Consider the following 17,160-nt stretch of genomic DNA (forward strand, 5'->3'; position numbering starts at 1 on the left):
GTGGGGCCGATGGATCGAGGGGGTCCCCGGGGGTGCGCGGTCCGGCGCGCACCTCCCCGGGAGCCGACGTCAGATGTCGAGGAAGCGGACGTCCTTGGCGTTCTCCTGGATGAAGCGGCGCCGGGACTCGACGTCGTCCCCCATCAGGACGGAGAAGATGGTGTCCGCATCGGCGGCCTCGTCGACGGTGACCTGCTTCAGCGTGCGCGTGGTCGTGTCCATCGTGGTGGACTGCAGTTCCTTCCAGTCCATCTCGCCCAGACCCTTGTAGCGCTGGATGCCGTTGTCCTTGGGGATCCTGCGGCCCGCCGCACGACCCGCCTCGAGGCGCTCGTCGCGCTCCACGTCGCTGAAGACGTACTCGTGCGGGGCGTTGGACCACTTCAGGCGGAACAGCGGCGGCATCGCGATGAACACGTGGCCCAGCTCGATCAGCGGCCGCATGTAGCGGAACAGCAGGGTCAGCAGCAGGGTGCAGATGTGCTGACCGTCGACGTCGGCATCCGCCATCAGGATGATCTTGTGGTACCGCAGCTTGGTGGCGTCGAAGTCCTCACCGATCCCGGTGCCGAAGGCGGTGATCAGGGAGCGGACCTCCTGGTTGTCCAGGGCCCGGTCCAGGCGCGCCTTCTCGACGTTGAGGATCTTGCCGCGGATGGGCAGGATCGCCTGCGTGCGCGGGTCCCGGCCCATCACGGCCGAGCCGCCGGCGGAATCGCCCTCGACGATGAAGATCTCGGACTCGGCGGGGTTGCGGGAGGAGCAGTCCCGCAGCTTGCCCGGCATGCCGCCGGTCTCCAGCGGGGACTTGCGACGCGTGGCGTCGCGGGCCTTGCGGGCCGCCTCACGGGCGGCCGCGGCGGCCTGGCCCTTCATGACGATGGACCTGGCCTCCTGCGGGTGGGAGACGAACCAGTCCTGCAGCTGGTCGGTCATCACCTTGACCATGAAGGTGCGGGCGATGGTGTTGCCCAGCTTGGTCTTGGTCTGGCCCTCGAACTGCGGCTCGCCCAGCTTCACCGAGATCACCGCGGTGAGGCCCTCGCGGATGTCCTCGCCGGTGAGGTTGGCATCCTTCTCCTTGAGCAGGCCATGGGACCGCCCGTACCGGTTCACGATCGAGGTGAGCGAGGAGCGGAAGCCCTCCTCGTGGGTGCCGCCCTCGTGGGTGTTGATCGTGTTGGCGTAGGTGTGCACCGACTCCGAGTAGGCGCCGGTCCACTGCATCGCGACCTCGACGCTGATGTGCGCCTCGGTGTCCTCGGACTCGAAGGAGATGATGTCGGGGTGGATGACCTCGGCACGCTTGGCGGTGTTGATGAACTCGACGAAGTCCTGCAGGCCGCGCTCGTAGAGGTAGGAGATGGTGCGGGGGCCCTTCTCCTTCTCGGCCTGCTCGCCCTCGAGCTCGACGTCGATGACATCGTCCTCGGCGTCCTCCCCGCCCTCCGGGGCGCGCTCATCCGTCAGCGACAGCCGCAGCCCCTTGTTGAGGAAGGCCATCTGCTGGAACCGCTTGCGCAGCGTCTCGAAGTCGTAGACCGTCTCGTCGAAGATCTCGTCATCGGCCCAGAAGGTGATCGTGGTGCCGGTCTCGTCGGTCGCCTCGCCCTTCTCGAGCTCCATGGTCGGCGCGCCGCGCCGGTAGGACTGGCGCCAGACGTGGCCGTCACGGCGGATCTCCACGTCCATGCGGATGGACAGGGCGTTGACCACGGAGGAGCCCACGCCGTGCAGACCGCCGGAGACCGCGTATCCGCCGCCGCCGAACTTGCCGCCGGCGTGCAGCACGGTGAGCACCAGCTCCACGGCGGGCTTGTTCTCGGTGGGGTGCATCGCCACCGGGATGCCGCGGGCATGGTCGACGCAGCGCACGCCGCCGTCGGCCAGCAGCGTGACCTCGATCGACGAGCCATGGCCGGCCATCGCCTCGTCCACCGAGTTGTCGACGATCTCCTGGACCATGTGGTGCAGTCCGCGCTCCCCGGTGGAGCCGATGTACATGCCCGGGCGCTTGCGGACCGCTTCGAGGCCTTCGAGAACGGTGATGTCCGAGGCGTCGTAGTGCTCCGGCGCGTGCGCGGCGCGCTCACCTGCGGTGGTGGGCGCGATCGAGTACGCCGCTGCCGAGTCGGCCGCTCCCGGTGACGGGTCCGGGGTGCTCACGGGCACGTCCTGATCGGGCATGGGGCGGTCGCTGTCGCTCACCTGATGTGGCTCCTCGCAGTCCAGGGTCCCCCGCTCGGTTGGCGGCGGGGGTGGTTCGGCAGGACCCCGGGGACAGGAGCGCCGGCTCAGCACTCGCGCGACGACCGTTCATCACCGCGCGCGCGTACGCGCGCGCGGGATCACCGGAGGGCCGCGGCGAGCGTGCCGACGACATCAGTCCACGAGGACGTCGGAGGACGTCGGCCGAACCTCCCCGATTCTAACGGAGAACGCCCCTCGAACCTATTCGACCCTCCGCGGATGTGGACGACGCATCGCGGATCCACCTCCAGACGGCCCGGAAAAGGCTCGAAACCGGCTCCGCAGAGCGTGGCACGAGGTCCCATACCCCACACGGGGTGATCGGGCGGCACAGGGGCCATGGATCGCCGCGCCCGAGAACGTCGTGCCCGCACCGCGCCCGCACCGCCCTCACCCCGTCGAGCTCAGCTGCCGGGGGTCGCCCCTGCGCGGTCGGCGGCGAGCCCCGCGATCACGTGCGCCGTGGTCAGCGCGGCGGCCGCGGCCTCATAGCCCTTGTCCTCGATCGAATCCGGCAGACCGGCCCGGTCGAGCGCCTGCTTCTCGTCGTCGCAGGTCAGCAGGCCGAAGCCGATCGGCACGCCGTGATCGAGAGCGACCCGGCTCAGTCCGTCGGTCGCGGCGGCGCACACGTACTCGAAGTGCGGGGTCCCGCCGCGGATCACCACGCCGAGCGCCACCACGGCGTCGTGATCGCGGGCCAGGGCATCGGCGATCACCGGCAGCTCGAAGGATCCGGGGGCGCGCACCACCGTCGGCTGCTCGATGCCGGCCTCGGCGACGCCCCGCAGCGCGCCGGCGAGCAGTCCGTCCATGACCTGCTCGTGCCAGGAGGCGGCGACGATCGCCACCCGCGTCCCGGGCTGGTGGGGGATCTCGGTGGTGGGGCTTCCGTGGCCGCTCATGCGGTCTCTCCTTCGGTGGTGGGGGTGAGGGTGCTGGGTGCGATGGTGCTGGTCGTGAGGGCGGGAAGGCCGACGAGGTGGTGACCCAGCCGGTCCCGCTTGGTGGTGAGGTAGGTGAGGTTCTCGGGGGTGGGATGGATCTCGAGGTCCACGGTCCCGGCCACGCGGACCCCGCCGCCGACCAGGGCGTGGCCCTTCTCCGGATTGTGGGTGAGCAGCTCGACCCCGGTGACGCCCAGGTGGTCGAGGATGCCCGGCACGGCGGCGAAGGAGCGGGAATCCACCGGCAGGCCGAGGTCGAGATTGGCGTCGACAGTGTCTCGACCCGCATCCTGCAGGGCATAGGCGCGCAGCTTCTCGAGCAGTCCGATGCCGCGACCCTCGTGACCGCGCAGCAGGATCAGCACCCCGCGCCCGGCCGCATCGATGCGGGCCAGGGACTCCTGCAGCTGGGGGCCGCAGTCACAGCGGCGTGAGCCGAACACGTCCCCGGTCACGCACTCGGAATGGACGCGGGTGAGCACCGGATCGGAGGTGGTGACGTCCCCGCGCACCAGCACCAGGTGCTCGGCGGTGCCCTCACGCACGGCGAGCGCCTGGAAGGTCCCGTGCTCTGTGGGCAGCGGCACCGGCGCGGTGATCTCGAGCGCGGGGCGGTCGGTGCGCCGACGATGTGCGGCGAGGTCCTCGATGGAGATCATCCGCAGGTCATGCGCATCGGCGAAGTCCCGCAGGGCGGGGCCGCGCATCATCTCGCCGTCGTCGTGGACGAGCTCGACGATCATCCCCACGGCGGGCAGGCCGGCGAGGCGGGTGAGATCGACGGCAGCCTCGGTGTGGCCGCGGCGCTCGAGCACGCCGCCGTCCTTCGCCCGCAGCGGGAGCACGTGGCCGGGACGGATCAGATCCGTGGGCACGGTGTCCTCCCCGGCCAGCACCCGCAGGGTCCGTGCCCGGTCAGTGGCGCTGATACCGGTGGTCACACCGTCCGCGGCATCCACGCTCACGGTGTAGGCGGTGCGCAGCGGGTCGGCGTTCTCGCGCACCATCAGCGGCAGCTGGAGCGCATCGGCTCGCGCAGCGCTCATCGGCGCGCACAGCAGGCCGCTGGAGTGGCGCACCGCGAAGCCGATCTGCGCGGGGGTGGCGGTGGCGGCGGCGAGGATCAGATCGCCCTCGTTCTCGCGGTCCTCGTCATCGACCACGACCACGGGGGCTCCGGCGGCGATCGCGGCGATCGCGTCCTCGACGGGATCCAGGCGCAGCGTGCTCATCGGGTGGCCTCCGTCCCGGGCAGCAGGCTCGCGGTGAGCTTCTCCACGTACTTCGCGAGCACGTCCACCTCGAGATTGACCCGGTCGCCGACGCCACGGCGACCGAGCGTGGTGCGGGCGAGGGTCTCGGGGATGAGGCCGATCATCACCTCGTCGCCGTCGATCGCGGCGACGGTGAGACTCACGCCGTCCACGGCGAGGGATCCCTTGGCGACGACGTAACGGGCCAGGCCCTCCGGCAGGGCGAGGCGCAGCAGGGTGGTGCCGTCCCCCTCTTCGCGACCCGTGATCTCGCCGACTCCGTCGACGTGTCCCTGCACGATGTGGCCGTCGAGTCGGCCGTCGGCCCGCACGCAGCGCTCGAGGTTGACGGGATCGCCGGGGGCCAGGTCCCCCAGGGAGGTCGCTGCGAGGGTGGTGGAGATGACGTCGGCCGTCCAGAGCTCGCCCTCGACGGAGGTGACGGTGAGGCAGCAGCCGCTCACCGCGATCGAGTCGCCGAGCGCGATGCCCTCCAGGACGTGCGGAGAGCGGATCTCCAGGCGGACGGGGTCGGTGCCAGGGGTGAGCGACTCGACGGTGCCGAGCTCGTGGATGATTCCGGTGAACATGGGGGTCCTTCCAGGTCAGGAGCGGGGGGAGTGAGCGTCTGCGGAGTCCGCCGGCCCGGGGTGGGCGCGGGGATCGTGACGGGCGCGGGGTCGCAGGGTGAGGCGGAGGTCGCTGCGGCCACCCTCGGAGGGCAGCGGGGCGACGTCGACCAGGTCGAGGTCGAGACGGTCCGTGAGGGTCGTGATCGAGAGGTCCCCGACGGCAGCGTGGCCGCTGCCGAGCAGGGTCGGTGCGAGGTGGAGGATCAGCTCGTCGACGAGCCCGGCGCGCAGGAAGCCGGCGGCCACTCGGGGTCCGCCCTCGAGCAGCACATGGCGCATTCCGCGGCCGAACAGCTCCGCGAGGGCGGCCGACGGGTCGCGGGTGCGCAGGCGGATCGCGTCGCCGGCGCGGTCGACGGCGGGCAGCGCCGGGGTGTCGGAGACGCCCATCACGACGCGCAGAGGCTGGCGGGCATGGAGCGTCCCGTCGGGTCGCCGGGCGGTGAGGGTGGGGCGGTCGGTGCGGGCGGTCCCGGTGCCCACGAGCACGGTGTCGCAGGTGGTGCGCAGCTGGTGGACCTCTTCGCGGGCTGCGGGGCCGGTGATCCACTGGCTGGTGCCGTCGGCCGCTGCCGCGCGGCCGTCGAGGGTGAGGGCGATCTTGGCGGTGACCAGGGGACGCTCATGCTGCAGGCCGTGCTCCCAGCCGCGGTTCAGCGCTGCTGCGGCGCCGGCGAGCTCCTCGGGGACCTCGCTCTCGACGTCGATCCCGGCGTCGCGCAGGCGCTGGATGCCGCCGGTCGCGACGGGGTTCGCATCACGGCGGGCGATGACGACGCGGCCGATGCCCGCGTCGATCAGGGCCTCGGCGCAGGGTCCGGTGCGTCCCACATGGGTGCACGGCTCGAGGGTGACCACGGCAGTGGCCCCGCGCAGGGAGTCCGGAGAGGCGGCGGAGCGGGCTCGGGCCAGGGCGTCCGCCTCGGCATGGGCCGTGCCGGCCCCTCGGTGGTGGCCCTCGGCGAGGATCTCGCCGGCAGGACTCAGCAGCACGCAGCCGACGCGAGGGTTCGGACCCAGGGGGACGACCGGATCGGCCGCGATTTCGAGGGCGCGGCGCAGGGCACGGCGCTCGGCATCTCTCAGCATCTCTCTCCTCCACTCCGCTGCTCGCGGACCCGGAGGGAGAGGAAGGGTGATCGGGAACGCCGTCACCGGGGTCGCGACGTCGCGCACCGGGTGCGCGGCGACAGCTCGCCCGAGGACGTCGTTCGCGTGCGCTTCCCATCCGGACTATGACCGTCGGTCCAGGAATTTCACCTGGTCAACCGGGGGCCGAAGGCCCTCGGGTCGCGGACTCTCACCGCCGGCTCGGAATTTCACCGACCCCAGTGCACGCGAGCTTCATCAGCTCGTCGACAGCCACGGTAGCAGGAGGAGATCCTCCGATGACGCCGCATGAACGCCGCCTCACAGCACGTCGATCAGCCAGCGCTCCTCCCACTGACCTCCTACCGCTCGTCCCTCACAGCACGTCGATCAGCCGTAGGTGTCCCGGGGGCCGCGCCAGGTGACGGTGCGCCGGCCCTTCTTCCAGGAGCGCTCGGCGGCGGCTGGGCCGGTGACCTTGAGCTCGGAGATCACATGGGAGCCGACGCGCTCCTCGATCGTGGTGATCAGCTGGGGGGTGAGCATCCGCAGCTGCGAGGCCCAGGCCGAGGAGGACGCGCTGACCACCAGCACTCCCTCCTCGAAGGAGACCGGGCGGCAGTGGGTCGCGATCCGTTCGCCGACGATGTCGTCCCACTCCTCGAGCACCCGGCCCGCACTCATCCCGGCGTTCCAGCCGAGATTGCCCAGCACCTTCCGCAGCACGCTCTCGATGCCCTGCGGGTCGCGGGGGTCCGGGCGCGACCCGGAGTACCCGGGAGCGCGACCGGACCGGTCGCGGACGTCCCTGGCCTGCGCCTTCGCCGAGATCGGGAAGAGTCCCCGGTCTCGGGCCGCGGCCCGGGAACGGTTCACGGTGCGCCGGGCGAGCTCGAAGGGATCCGGCGGCGAGGGCAGCTCGGGAGGGTCGTAGAGCACCTGCTCGCCAGAGCCACCCCCCGGACCGCCCCCCGCGTCGGCCGGCGCAGTTCCGGCGGGCTCCCGCGGGACCGTCCGGGTCGGCGCCCTCCCGGCCGACGGCTGCGGGGCCCGCGACCCCGGGCTCTTCGACCCCGGGCTCTTCGACTCCGGGTTCTTCGACATCGGGGTCCGCGGATCTCGCGACGAATCGTCCCGCTGTCCGGTCCCGGCGGGATCCGGCTCCGCCGCGGTCCAGGTGCCCAAGCCGTAGGGGTTCGCCAGACGCAGCCGAGCCCGCCCGCCGCTCCCGGTGCGCGATGCCTCCGTCCCGGTCATGGCCGGGGACCGCTTCCGCGCGGCAACGCGGAGCCGAGGATCACGTCGATCACGTGGATCTCACCATCCAGCGAGTCCGGGATGTCGGAGTCGTTCGCGGTGGTGATCAGCACCTGGGAAGCGGCGGTCACGATGCGCCCCAGGCGTTCGCGGCGACGGGTGTCGAGCTCGCTGAACACGTCGTCGAGGATGAGGATCGGCTCGCCGTCGCCCAGGTCCCCCTCCTCCAGGCGCAGCAGGTCGTAGGAGGCCAGGCGCAGCGCGAGCGCGAGCGACCAGGACTCCCCATGGCTCGCGTAGCCCTTGGCCGGGAAGTCGTGGAGGCGGATCTCCATGTCATCCCGGTGCGGACCGGTCAGGCTCGCGCCGCGATCGATCTCCTCGTCGCGCCCCGCGGTGAGCATCTCCAGCATCACGTCCTGGAGCTCCCGGGTGCCGGGCAGCACGCCGTCGGGGGTGCCGAGCTGCTCGAGCACTGCCGAGCGGTACCGGATCGAGGCCGGAGAATCCACCTCCCCGCGCTGGTCAGGAGGAAGCTCCAGAGCCTGCTCCGCCCCCTCGTCAGTGGCCACCCGCAGATAGGAGTATCCCAGGTGGGGACTCAGCCGGTGGACCAGGTGGAGCCGGGCTCGCAGCAGCTCGGCGCCGAAGCGGGCCAGCTGCTGGTCCCAGACCTCGAGCGTCGAGGACGCCGCGTCGGCCGGGTCCAGGCCTCCGACGCTGCGACCGCTGCCACCACGACGCATCGACCGCATCTGCTTGAGCAGATTGCCGCGCTGCTTGAGCACGCGGTCGTAGTCCGCCTTCACCGAGGCGTACCGGGGGGCGATGAGGAACAGCAGCTCGTCGAGGAAGCGTCGCCGGCCCTCGGGATCGGCCTTGACCAGTCCTAGGTCCTCCGGCGCGAAGAGCACCGCCCTCACCTCGCCGAGCAGATCCCGCAGCCTCGAGACGTTCTGTCCCTGCACACGGGCCCGGTTGGACTTGCCCGGGGTGATCTCGAGATCGACCTGTAGTGGTCGGCCCGCGCGGACGAAACTCGCCCGGACGATCGCCGTGCTCTCGCCGCGGTGCACGAGGGCGGCATCGTGCGGGACCCGGTGACTCGACAGCGTCGAGAGGTACCACAGCGCTTCGACGACGTTGGTCTTGCCCTGCCCGTTCTGGCCGACGAGCACGGTGATGCCCGGCTCGATCGGCAGGCTCAGCTGGCGATAGGAGCGGAAATCGGTGAGATCGAGAGAGGTCAGCTGCACGGAGGGAGCTCGCCCTCCCTCAGATCCGCATCGGCATGATCAGGTACTTGTACGAGGTGTCGGGGTCTCCCTCGAGCGAGTCCTGACCGGTCATCACCGACGGCTTGATCGAGTCGGTGAAGGTGAGGCGGACGAACTCGGTGCCCAGGGCGCCGAGACCGTCGAGCAGGAAGCCGGAGTTGAAGCCGACGACCAGGTCCTCACCGGTCAGATGCGCCTCGAGCACCTCGCTGGCCTGGGCGTCGTCACCGGCGCCCGCCTCGAGCGCGACCTGTCCCTCGGTGAAGGACAGCCGTACCGGGGTGTTCCGCTCGGCGACCAGGGAGACGCGCTTGACGGCGTCGATCAGGCTGCCTGTGGCGACCACGGCGGTGATCGCGGAGGTGTCGGGGAACAGACGACGCACCGGCGGGTACTCGCCGTCGACCAGGGTGGAGGTGGTGCGGCGACCGCCGGCCTCGAAGCCGATCAGGGTCGCCGAGTCGTCCTCGGACAGGGCGATCTCGACCCCACCGCCGGTGGCCAGGGAGCGTGCCACCTCGTGCAGGGTGCGACCCCGGACCAACGCGGTGAGCTCGGTGCCGGGAGTGGTCGGGTTCCAGGTCAGCTCCCGCAGCGCCAGACGGTAGCGGTCGGTGGCCATCAGCGTCATCGTCTCGCCGCTGATCTCGACCTTCACGCCGGTGAGCAGCGGAAGGGTGTCGTCCTTCGAGGCCGCGACGGTGACCTGGGAGATCGCCTCGGAGAACACGTCCGCCGCGACGGAGCCGGCGACCGGCGGCATGCTCGGCAGCTGGGGGTACTCCTCGACGGGGAGGGTGGCCAGGGCGAAGCGGGCGCTGCCGCAGCGGACCTGGAGCTTGGTGCCCTCGAGCGCGATGGAGACGTCCTTGTTCGGCAGGGCCCGGACGATGTCCGAGAGCATCCGCCCCTGGACCAGCACCTCACCGGGCTGCTCGATCTCGGCCTCGAGCCGGATCTGGGCACTGACCTCGTAGTCGAAGGTGGAGAACTGCAGCTCGCCACCGGCATCGGCGACGATCCGGACGCCTTGCAGGATCGGCATCGCCGGTCGGACGGGGAGGGTGCGGGTGGCCCAGGAGACGGCGTCGCCCAGGACGCCGCGATCGAGGTGGAACTTCACCGTTGCCACTCCTTCGCAGTGGTCGAATGACAGAACAGGCCCGACATCACGATCCGAGGACGTGGTCGAACGGTGCACAGCGTATCGGTTCCGGACAGCTCCCGCCGACACACCGGGGATCATCCTTGACTTCCTTCGCCTGCCGATCCCGTCGCGCCCACGCCCGATGTCCGATGCGCGCCGTCGTCGGCGCTCCGGCCTCGTCCCGAGCATTCTCACCGATCCGTGGAACCTCACCCCTCCTCATCCAGGAATCCTGTCGTTCCCCAGCACTCGAGTGACATGGTCCGAGATCGCTCCCGAGCAGCCCGCCCCGTCCACACCACCGCCGAGCAAGTAACTACAGTCCTCATCATCACGGCTGTGGATTCAGTGGATAACCCCCATCAGGGCAGGTCACATGGGAAACACCCCTCGTGGACGGAGCGGGGAGGACTCGAGCTCGAGCGTGGGCGAGCTGTGCAGGACGATGGTCGCGACGGCAGTTCTTGTGATTCAGCCGTGCACATCGGCTCCTGCGCCGATGCCTGTGATTCCACAGTGTCCACAGAGTTATCCACAATTGGGGAGAACTGCGTCGTGACCTGCCCTGTTCTTCACCGAGTGCAGCGTCGCCCCGATCGCGGGCATCGGGGACCCTCCGTGGTCACCGCAGTACGGGCTGCGGTCGCCACGGCGGCCGTCACGGCCGTGCCGCGGAGCTCGAGCTCTTGATCCGCGCGGTGAGCTCGGTGACCTGGTTGAAGATCGCCCGCCGTTCCTTCATCAGCTCGCTGATCTTCTTGTTCGCGTGCATCACCGTGGTGTGATCGCGACCGCCGAACTCCTCGCCGATCCTGATCAGCGGCATGTCGGTCAGCTCTCGGCACAGGTACATGCCGATCTGACGGGCCGAGACCAGCCGACGGGAACGTCCCGTGCCCACGATCTCCTCGACCGAGAGCCCGAAGTAGGTCGCGGTCTGGGCGATGATCGTCGAGGCCGTGATCTGCGCCCCGTCATCGTGGGAGAGCAGGTCCTTGAGGACGCTCTCGGCGAGGGTGACGTCCATCGGCTGCCGGGACAGGGAGTGCAGGGCCTGCACCCGGATCAGCGCCCCCTCGAGCTCACGGATGTTGGTCGCGATGTGCGAGGCGATGTATTCGAGCACGTCATGCGGGACTTCGCCGGTGTTCTCCTGGGCGACCTTCTTGCGGAGGATCGCGATGCGGGTCTCGAGGTCCGGCGGCTGCACATCCGTCATCAGGCCCATCTCGAAGCGCGAGCGCATACGGTCCTCGAAGCCGCCCAGCTCCTTCGGAGGCAGGTCAGAGGTGATGACGATCTGCTTGTCCGAGTTGTAGAGGGTGTTGAAGGTGTGGAAGAACGCCTCCATCGTCTCGGGCGCTCGCTGCAGGAACTGGATGTCGTCGATCAGCAGGATGTCGATGTCGCGGTAGCGGCGCTGGAACTCCTGCGCCTTGCCGAACTGCCCGGACTGCACGGAGTTGATGAACTCGTTGGTGAACTCCTCGGAGTTCACGTACCGCACGACCACCTCGGGGTACAGGCTCTGGGCGTAGTGGCCCACGGCGTGCAGCAGGTGGGTCTTGCCCAGTCCGGAGCCGCCGTAGATGAACAGCGGGTTGTACGCCTTGGCCGGGGTCTCCGAGACGGCGGACGCCGCAGCCTGTGCGAAGCGGTTCGAGGAGCCGATCACGAAGGTGTCGAAGGTGTACTTGCTGTTCAGGCGCGAATCCTCGACGATCGTGCCGTCACCCGCCGGGGGTGCTGTGCGGCGGGGGGCGGGGCCCGGTGAGGGCGCGGACGAGCCGGTCAGGGCCGACAGGCCCGCATACGCGCTGGGATCGTCGGCCGCGCGGCCGCGGTAGTCACGATGGGTCGCGAACCGCTCCGCCCCGGAGACCGTCCCTGCGGAGCCGGCGGAGCTGCTCGACGGCATCGCGGCACGTCCGGGCTGCCCGCTCGAGGGCAGGACCGAGCCCTCGTCCCGGCGGAACGGGGCGGTGTGGACATCCTGGGAGTGGCTGTCCACAGCGTTGTCCACACGATGTGCACTGTCGTGCGCGGAGGAGGAGGTCAGCGGCGGTGGGGACACCGGATCGGAGGAGTCCCCCTCGAGCATCAGCGACTCATCGACCGTCACCGCGAAGCGGATGTCCCGGCTGACAGCCTCGCTGAGGGCTGCCTGGAGGGAGGCCGCGATCCGGTGCTCGAACAGCTCTTTCGCCGAGGTCGACGGCGCGGCGACCAGCGCCGTATCCGCCACGACGGCCATCAGGCGGGAGAGGGTGAGCAGGGCGATGACCCGCTGCGACACGGTGTCGTCGCGGCGCAGGGTCTGCAGCGTGCGATCCCAGATCGCGTCGGCGTTCGCCTCGTTCATCAGGTCTCTTCCTACGGGTCGAGCGGGGGTCCGCAACAGTTTTCCACAATAGCTTCTGTATTGTGGATCAAGAATGTGGACAACGGATGGTGAGGTCCGCCTCCCCCTCCCCGCAGCGCCTCACGAGGGGTGCGGTGGGGGGCTGCGGCGAGCGGAACCCGGGCGCCACGGGGCCGAGAGTGAGAATCCGGCCACAACTGGGCTCCTGCCGCCGCGCACCGTTGACCCCGTGCACGTCCGCGCCTAAAATCGTGCAGTCAGCGCTGCGCGCCGTCCCGATACGGTTCCCGGATCCACTGCGGATCCACCCCGGCATCGGATCGGACCTCGGCAGCCGCCCCGCCCCGGCGGGTGCGCCCGGACGTCCCGTTCGTGCAGCAGACCACAGACCACCGCGAGGGGCACGTCCGTGCCCACGATCGAGGAGAACCATGAGCAAGCGCACGTTCCAGCCGAACAACCGTCGCAAGGCCAAGAAGCACGGCTTCCGCGCCCGCATGCGCACCCGCGCCGGACGCTCCATCCTGAACGCCCGCCGCGCCAAGGGCCGCACCGAGCTCTCCGCCTGAGGACTGCGGTTCACACGCTCCGCGGCGTGCACCTCGTGACGCCGTGAGCTGGTCCCGGCACCGCCTCCACTCCGGCGACGAGTTCCGTGCCGTCACCCGTGGCGGCGTGCGCAGCGCCCGATCCCACGTGGTCGTGCACCTCTCTCTGCTGACGCAGGGCGAGGAAGCACCCCGCGTGGGATTCGTCGTGTCCAAGAAGGTCGGCAACGCCGTGGTGCGGAACCGCGTCACGCGCCGGCTGAGAGAGATCGTCAGGCCGCACCTGCGGGTGCTGCCGGCGGGCTCGGCGATCGTGCTGCGCGCGCTGCCGGGGATCGTGGACCAGCCGTTCGCGGAGCTCCGGGCCGACGTCGACTCCGCTCTCGGAAGCGCCGAGCGCAAGCTGGCCCGGCGCCAGGGGGCCCCGCGATGAGCTCGCGGGCGATCTCCGGCGGGCCCTGGGCTCGGCTTGTGCGTCTGCCGCGACGGCTGCTGATGCTCCCCGTCCGCGGCTACCAGGTGGGAGTCTCGCCCTATACCCCGCCGGCCTGCCGCTATGACCCGGTGTGCTCGCAGTACGGCATCGACGCCCTGCGGGTGCATGGTGCGCTCAAGGGGATCCTGCTGACCAGCGGGCGGATACTGCGCTGCAATCCCTTCACCCGTGGGGGCCTGGACCCGGTTCCGGCCCCCGGCATGTGGAGGAATCCACGCCGACTGAGGCGCCCGTCCCGCTAGGGCCTACTCTTGTCCACAACTCCCGATCACAGCCGACACCTCGCATGAACGACATGCGCATCCGTGCGGCAGGAAGACCAGGCCGATGAATCCCCTGTATCCCATCGAGTGGGCCGTCGCGTGGCTCATGGTGCAGTTCCATGCGCTGCTGTCCGTGTTCATGGACCCGAACTCCGGCCTCACCTGGGTGCTGTCCATCGTGGGGCTCACCGTGGTGGTGCGCACGCTCATCATCCCGCTGTTCGTGCGCCAGATCCGCGCCTCCCGGGCGATGCAGATGGTCTCTCCCGAGCTGCAGGCCGTGCAGAAGAAGTACAAGGGCAAGACCGACCAGGAGTCCCGCCAGAAGATGGCGGAGGAGACCATGTCGATCTACAAGGAGGCGGGCGCCAGCCCGTTCTCCTCGTGCCTGCCGATCCTGCTGCAGATGCCGATCTTCTTCGGTCTGTTCCGGGTGCTGTTCAACAAGCTGCCCAATGCTGCCGCGGGCGACGCCTTCGGCCCGCTGACCGTCGAGCTCGCGCAGAGCGCGTCCAGCTCGACCCTCCTGGGCAACGTGACCATCGCCCAGAGCTTCCTGCAGTCCGGCGACGGCGGGGTCACCACCAAGATCGTCGCGGGCGTCATCATCGCCTGCATGTCAGCGGTCACCTTCTTCACCCAGAAGGAGCTGACCATGAAGAACATGCCCAAGGCGGCCCTCGAGGGCCCCATGGCCAGCACCCAGAAGATGATGCTGTACATGCTCCCGTTCATCTACGTGATCACGGGACCCGGCATGCCGATCGGTGTGCTCATCTACTGGCTCACCACGAACATCTGGACCTTCGCCCAGCAGTACATCGTCATCCGCGCCACCCCCACGCCCGGTTCCGACGCGGAGAAGGAGCGCCACGCGCGCATCAACGCCAAGCGGGAGAAGAAGGGCCTGGAGCCGCTGGACTTCACCCCGCCGAAGAAGGTCTCGGAGGAGCCCGAGGCCGAGGCCCCGATCCGCGTGCAGCCCTCGAAGGAGAAGGGCGGCAAGAAGCTCAGCGACCAGGAGAAGCTCGAGCGCGCCCGCGCCCTCCGCGCGAAGGCCGCAGAGGAGCGCCGCCAGGCCCAGGAGGCCGCCGGCGAGACGTCGACCCCTCCGGCGAAGAGCTCCAACGCCCTGAACAAGGGCGCGAAGAAGAAGCGCAAGAAGTGACCTGGTCCCCGGGAGCACAGTCGCTCCCGGGGCGCATCCCTCATCCCAGGATTCCCCGGAGGACCCGAATGAACGTCAACGACGCCACGCCCGACACCACCGAGGCGGAGCAGAGCCGTACGCAGGAGCCTCTCGCCGCCGAGCAGGCTCCTGAGCAGAGCGCGCCCACGGAGTCGGCACCTGCCGCGGAGCAGCAGGAGGACGCGCAGTTCACGACTGAGCAGCCTGTGACCGAGCAGGCAGCGGACCAGGCAGTCTCCGACCCGTCGGCCGAGGCCTCTCCCGAGGACGGCGGGACGGAGTCCGAGAACGCCGGGGGCGCCGACCCGGAGGAGGACGCGGAGACCGACGAGGAGCGGCTGCACCGCCTCGAGGCGGAGGGAGACATCGCGGCCGACTACCTCGAGGGGCTGCTGGACATCGCCGATCTCGACGGCGACATCGACATCGACGTGGACGGCGACCGCGCCTCCGTCGAGATCAGCGGGGCGGACAAGCTGGCGCGCCTGAACCGGCCCAAGGGTGAGCTGCTCGATGCGCTCCAGGAGCTCGCACGCCTCGCCGTGCAGACCCGCACCGGGTCCCGCTCCCGCCTGATGCTGGACATCGGCGGCTTCCGCGCGGAGCACAAGGACAGCCTCGAGGGACTCGCCGCGAGTGCGATCGCCGAGGCGAAGGAGTCCGCCACCCCGGTGCCGATGCGGCCGATGAATCCCTTCGAGCGCAAGGTGGTCCATGACGTCGCCAAGCGCGAGGGTCTGCGCTCGGAGTCCGACGGTGACGGCAAGAACCGTCACGTCGTGATCTACCCGGCATCCTGAGGCCCGCCGTGCTGCCGCTGCCCGAGTCTCTGCGACCGACGGCCGAGCGTCTCTTCGGAGAGCGCCTCGAGCTCGCCGAGCGCTTCGTCGCCCTGCTGGCAGAGCAGGGTCCGGAGCGCGGTCTGATCGGTCCTCGCGAGATGGAGCGGCTGTGGGAGCGGCATCTGCTGAACTGCGCGCTGCTGGTCGACGGGATCGATGCCGTGGAGGGCCCGGTGACGACTCTGGCCGATGTGGGCTCGGGCGCCGGGCTGCCCGGTGTGGTCATCGCGATCGCCCGCCCGGATCTGCAGGTCACGCTCATCGAGACGATGCAGCGGCGCACCACCTGGCTCGAGGAGGTCGATGCCGAGCTGGGTCTCGGCCTCGAGGTGCTGCGGGCTCGGGCGGAGGAGCTGCACGGCCGGCGCAGCTTCGACGTGGTGACCGCCAGGGCGGTCGCGGCGATGGAGAAGCTGGCCACGTGGACCCTGCCGCTGGTGGCCGAGGGCGGCTCGCTGCTGGCGATGAAGGGCTCCTCAGCGGCAGAGGAGGTGGAGTCCGCGCAGAAGGTCCTCACCCGGCTCGGAGGGGTGGATCCCACCATCTCCCAGTACGGGGCGGGCGAGGTCGAGGTTCCCACTACAGTGGTCCAAGTGCGTCGCCGAGCGAAGGCGACCAGGAAGGGAGACGCACGTGGCTGAAGAGCGCGATGATTCCTCCCCGAGGAGCGGCACGATGGAAGACACCCCGCTGATGCGAGAGCTGACCCGGGATCATGCCCGCAGGAAGAAGCTCGAGGGCCTCGATTTCACTCGCGGAGGCACCACCCGCATCATCACGATCGCCAACCAGAAGGGTGGGGTCGGCAAGACCTCGACCACGGTGAACGTCGCGGCGGCGCTGTCCATGGGCGGCCTGAAGGTGCTCGTCATCGATGCTGACCCGCAGGGGAACACCTCCACGGCGCTGAGCATCGACCACCATGCCGAGGTGCCGAGCATGTACGAGGTGCTGGTGGAGTCCGCCCCGCTGTCCGAGGTGATCCAGCAGGTGCCCGACATGCCGGGACTGTTCTGCGCGCCGGCGACGATCAACCTCTCCGGCGCCGAGATCGAGCTGGTCTCCCTGGTCGCGAGGGAGAACCGCCTGCGCAACGCGATCCGTGACCTCCTCGAAGAGCGCGATCAGCAGGGCCTGGAGCCGCTGGACTACGTGCTGATCGACTGCCCGCCCTCGCTCGGGCTGCTCACGGTCAACGCGCTGGTCGCCGCCCGTGAGGTGATGATCCCGATCCAGGCCGAGTACTACGCGCTCGAGGGCCTCTCGCTGCTGCTGAACAACATCGATCTGATCCGCCAGCACCTGAACCCGGAGCTGGTGGTCTCGACCATCATGCTCACGATGTACGACGCCCGGACCCGCCTGGCCGCACAGGTGGCCCAGGACGTCCGTGATCACTTCCCGGAGCAGACGCTGGAGACCACGATCCCTCGCTCCGTGAGGATCTCCGAGGCCCCCAGCTACGGGCAGACCGTGCTGACCTATGATCCGAGCTCGAGCGGCGCACTGGCCTATCGTGCGGCGGCCTTCGAGCTGAACACCCGCCCCGCCCCCTGACCCGCTCTCCGGGTCCACGGCGCGATGCGGCGTGAAGGACTCGCGGACACC

Annotated in this window: 16 protein-coding genes and 1 riboswitch; of the genes, 7 read left to right on the forward strand and 9 right to left on the reverse strand. The window is 69.9% G+C overall.

All coding sequences use genetic code 11. The features are described from left to right. Positions 1 to 69 precede the first annotated feature (69 nt). The 9 genes from gyrB to dnaA all read right to left on the reverse strand — a co-directional run bounded on the left by gyrB (position 70) and on the right by dnaA (position 12,214). On the reverse strand, positions 70 to 2,187 hold the full coding sequence (gyrB, locus tag VF289_RS19100; protein ID WP_414644531.1) for a DNA topoisomerase (ATP-hydrolyzing) subunit B: 2,118 nt from the start codon (positions 2,185 to 2,187) through the stop codon (positions 70 to 72). A gap of 467 nt (positions 2,188 to 2,654) precedes the next feature. Then, complete coding sequence (ribH, locus tag VF289_RS19105; RefSeq protein ID WP_330886020.1) at positions 2,655 to 3,155, reverse strand: 6,7-dimethyl-8-ribityllumazine synthase; 501 nt, start codon at positions 3,153 to 3,155, stop codon at positions 2,655 to 2,657. Continuing rightward, positions 3,152 to 4,429: a bifunctional 3,4-dihydroxy-2-butanone-4-phosphate synthase/GTP cyclohydrolase II gene (locus VF289_RS19110; RefSeq protein WP_330886022.1), complete on the reverse strand. Its 1,278-nt coding sequence runs from the start codon at positions 4,427 to 4,429 to the stop codon at positions 3,152 to 3,154. Before VF289_RS19110 ends, ribH begins: the two co-directional genes overlap by 4 nt. Further along, on the reverse strand, positions 4,426 to 5,040 hold the full coding sequence (locus VF289_RS19115) for a riboflavin synthase (RefSeq protein WP_330886024.1): 615 nt from the start codon (positions 5,038 to 5,040) through the stop codon (positions 4,426 to 4,428). The genes VF289_RS19110 and VF289_RS19115 overlap by 4 nt, the downstream gene beginning before the upstream one ends. 15 nt (positions 5,041 to 5,055) lie before the next feature. Continuing rightward, positions 5,056 to 6,171, reverse strand: coding sequence for a bifunctional diaminohydroxyphosphoribosylaminopyrimidine deaminase/5-amino-6-(5-phosphoribosylamino)uracil reductase RibD (gene ribD / locus VF289_RS19120; RefSeq protein ID WP_330886027.1), 1,116 nt, complete (start codon positions 6,169 to 6,171; stop codon positions 5,056 to 5,058). A gap of 122 nt (positions 6,172 to 6,293) precedes the next feature. Next, a riboswitch (FMN riboswitch) is annotated at positions 6,294 to 6,423 on the reverse strand. Between the two features lie 138 nt (positions 6,424 to 6,561). Beyond that, positions 6,562 to 7,110 (reverse strand): DUF721 domain-containing protein, encoded by a 549-nt coding sequence (locus tag VF289_RS19125; RefSeq protein WP_330886029.1) that lies wholly within the window; start codon positions 7,108 to 7,110, stop codon positions 6,562 to 6,564. A 314-nt stretch (positions 7,111 to 7,424) separates the two neighbouring features. Beyond that, positions 7,425 to 8,684, reverse strand: a complete 1,260-nt coding sequence (recF, locus tag VF289_RS19130) for a DNA replication/repair protein RecF (protein ID WP_330886030.1) — start codon at positions 8,682 to 8,684, stop codon at positions 7,425 to 7,427. 19 nt (positions 8,685 to 8,703) lie between these two features. Further along, entirely contained in the window at positions 8,704 to 9,828 is a 1,125-nt protein-coding gene (gene dnaN / locus VF289_RS19135) for a DNA polymerase III subunit beta (protein WP_330886032.1), read from the reverse strand. A 682-nt stretch (positions 9,829 to 10,510) separates the two neighbouring features. Next, positions 10,511 to 12,214 carry a chromosomal replication initiator protein DnaA gene (dnaA, locus tag VF289_RS19140; RefSeq protein ID WP_330886034.1) on the reverse strand — a complete coding sequence of 568 codons (1,704 nt, stop codon included), beginning with the start codon at positions 12,212 to 12,214 and terminating at the stop codon, positions 10,511 to 10,513. Positions 12,215 to 12,645: 431 nt separating this feature from the next. On the opposite strand from dnaA, the gene rpmH reads away from it, so the two are divergent. From rpmH to VF289_RS19175, 7 genes are all read left to right on the forward strand, one after another. Beyond that, positions 12,646 to 12,783, forward strand: a complete 138-nt coding sequence (rpmH, locus tag VF289_RS19145; protein ID WP_330886036.1) for a 50S ribosomal protein L34 — start codon at positions 12,646 to 12,648, stop codon at positions 12,781 to 12,783. A gap of 43 nt (positions 12,784 to 12,826) precedes the next feature. Then, positions 12,827 to 13,195, forward strand: coding sequence for a ribonuclease P protein component (gene rnpA, locus VF289_RS19150; protein ID WP_330886039.1), 369 nt, complete (start codon positions 12,827 to 12,829; stop codon positions 13,193 to 13,195). After that, a complete protein-coding gene (gene yidD / locus VF289_RS19155; protein ID WP_330886041.1) occupies positions 13,192 to 13,500 on the forward strand; it encodes a membrane protein insertion efficiency factor YidD in 309 nt (102 codons plus the stop codon). Before rnpA ends, yidD begins: the two co-directional genes overlap by 4 nt. Positions 13,501 to 13,585: 85 nt before the next feature. Further along, the gene (yidC, locus tag VF289_RS19160; RefSeq protein ID WP_330886043.1) at positions 13,586 to 14,689 is read left to right on the forward strand and encodes a membrane protein insertase YidC; all 1,104 of its coding nucleotides are present in this window, start codon (positions 13,586 to 13,588) and stop codon (positions 14,687 to 14,689) included. Positions 14,690 to 14,757: 68 nt separating this feature from the next. Continuing rightward, positions 14,758 to 15,510: a protein jag gene (locus VF289_RS19165; protein WP_330886045.1), complete on the forward strand. Its 753-nt coding sequence runs from the start codon at positions 14,758 to 14,760 to the stop codon at positions 15,508 to 15,510. Between the two features lie 8 nt (positions 15,511 to 15,518). Then, a complete protein-coding gene (gene rsmG / locus VF289_RS19170; RefSeq protein WP_330886047.1) occupies positions 15,519 to 16,193 on the forward strand; it encodes a 16S rRNA (guanine(527)-N(7))-methyltransferase RsmG in 675 nt (224 codons plus the stop codon). Between the two features lie 34 nt (positions 16,194 to 16,227). Next, positions 16,228 to 17,109, forward strand: coding sequence for a ParA family protein (locus tag VF289_RS19175; RefSeq protein ID WP_330886049.1), 882 nt, complete (start codon positions 16,228 to 16,230; stop codon positions 17,107 to 17,109). Positions 17,110 to 17,160: the final 51 nt, after the last annotated feature.

This window comes from Brachybacterium sp. (assembly GCF_036379615.1).
Classification (GTDB): Bacteria; Actinomycetota; Actinomycetes; order Actinomycetales; family Dermabacteraceae; genus Brachybacterium.

Excerpts from the sequence above, each read along its gene's own strand:
- gyrB (WP_414644531.1), bottom strand. The coding sequence starts at position 2,187 with ATGCCCGATCAGGACGTGCCCGTGAGCACCCCGGACCCGTCACCGGGA.
- ribH (WP_330886020.1), bottom strand. The coding sequence starts at position 3,155 with ATGAGCGGCCACGGAAGCCCCACCACCGAGATCCCCCACCAGCCCGGG.
- VF289_RS19110 (WP_330886022.1), bottom strand. The coding sequence starts at position 4,429 with ATGAGCACGCTGCGCCTGGATCCCGTCGAGGACGCGATCGCCGCGATC.
- VF289_RS19115 (WP_330886024.1), bottom strand. The coding sequence starts at position 5,040 with ATGTTCACCGGAATCATCCACGAGCTCGGCACCGTCGAGTCGCTCACC.
- ribD (WP_330886027.1), bottom strand. The coding sequence starts at position 6,171 with ATGCTGAGAGATGCCGAGCGCCGTGCCCTGCGCCGCGCCCTCGAAATC.
- dnaA (WP_330886034.1), bottom strand. The coding sequence starts at position 12,214 with ATGAACGAGGCGAACGCCGACGCGATCTGGGATCGCACGCTGCAGACC.
- rpmH (WP_330886036.1), top strand. The coding sequence starts at position 12,646 with ATGAGCAAGCGCACGTTCCAGCCGAACAACCGTCGCAAGGCCAAGAAG.
- yidD (WP_330886041.1), top strand. The coding sequence starts at position 13,192 with ATGAGCTCGCGGGCGATCTCCGGCGGGCCCTGGGCTCGGCTTGTGCGT.
- yidC (WP_330886043.1), top strand. The coding sequence starts at position 13,586 with ATGAATCCCCTGTATCCCATCGAGTGGGCCGTCGCGTGGCTCATGGTG.
- VF289_RS19165 (WP_330886045.1), top strand. The coding sequence starts at position 14,758 with ATGAACGTCAACGACGCCACGCCCGACACCACCGAGGCGGAGCAGAGC.
- VF289_RS19175 (WP_330886049.1), top strand. The coding sequence starts at position 16,228 with ATGGAAGACACCCCGCTGATGCGAGAGCTGACCCGGGATCATGCCCGC.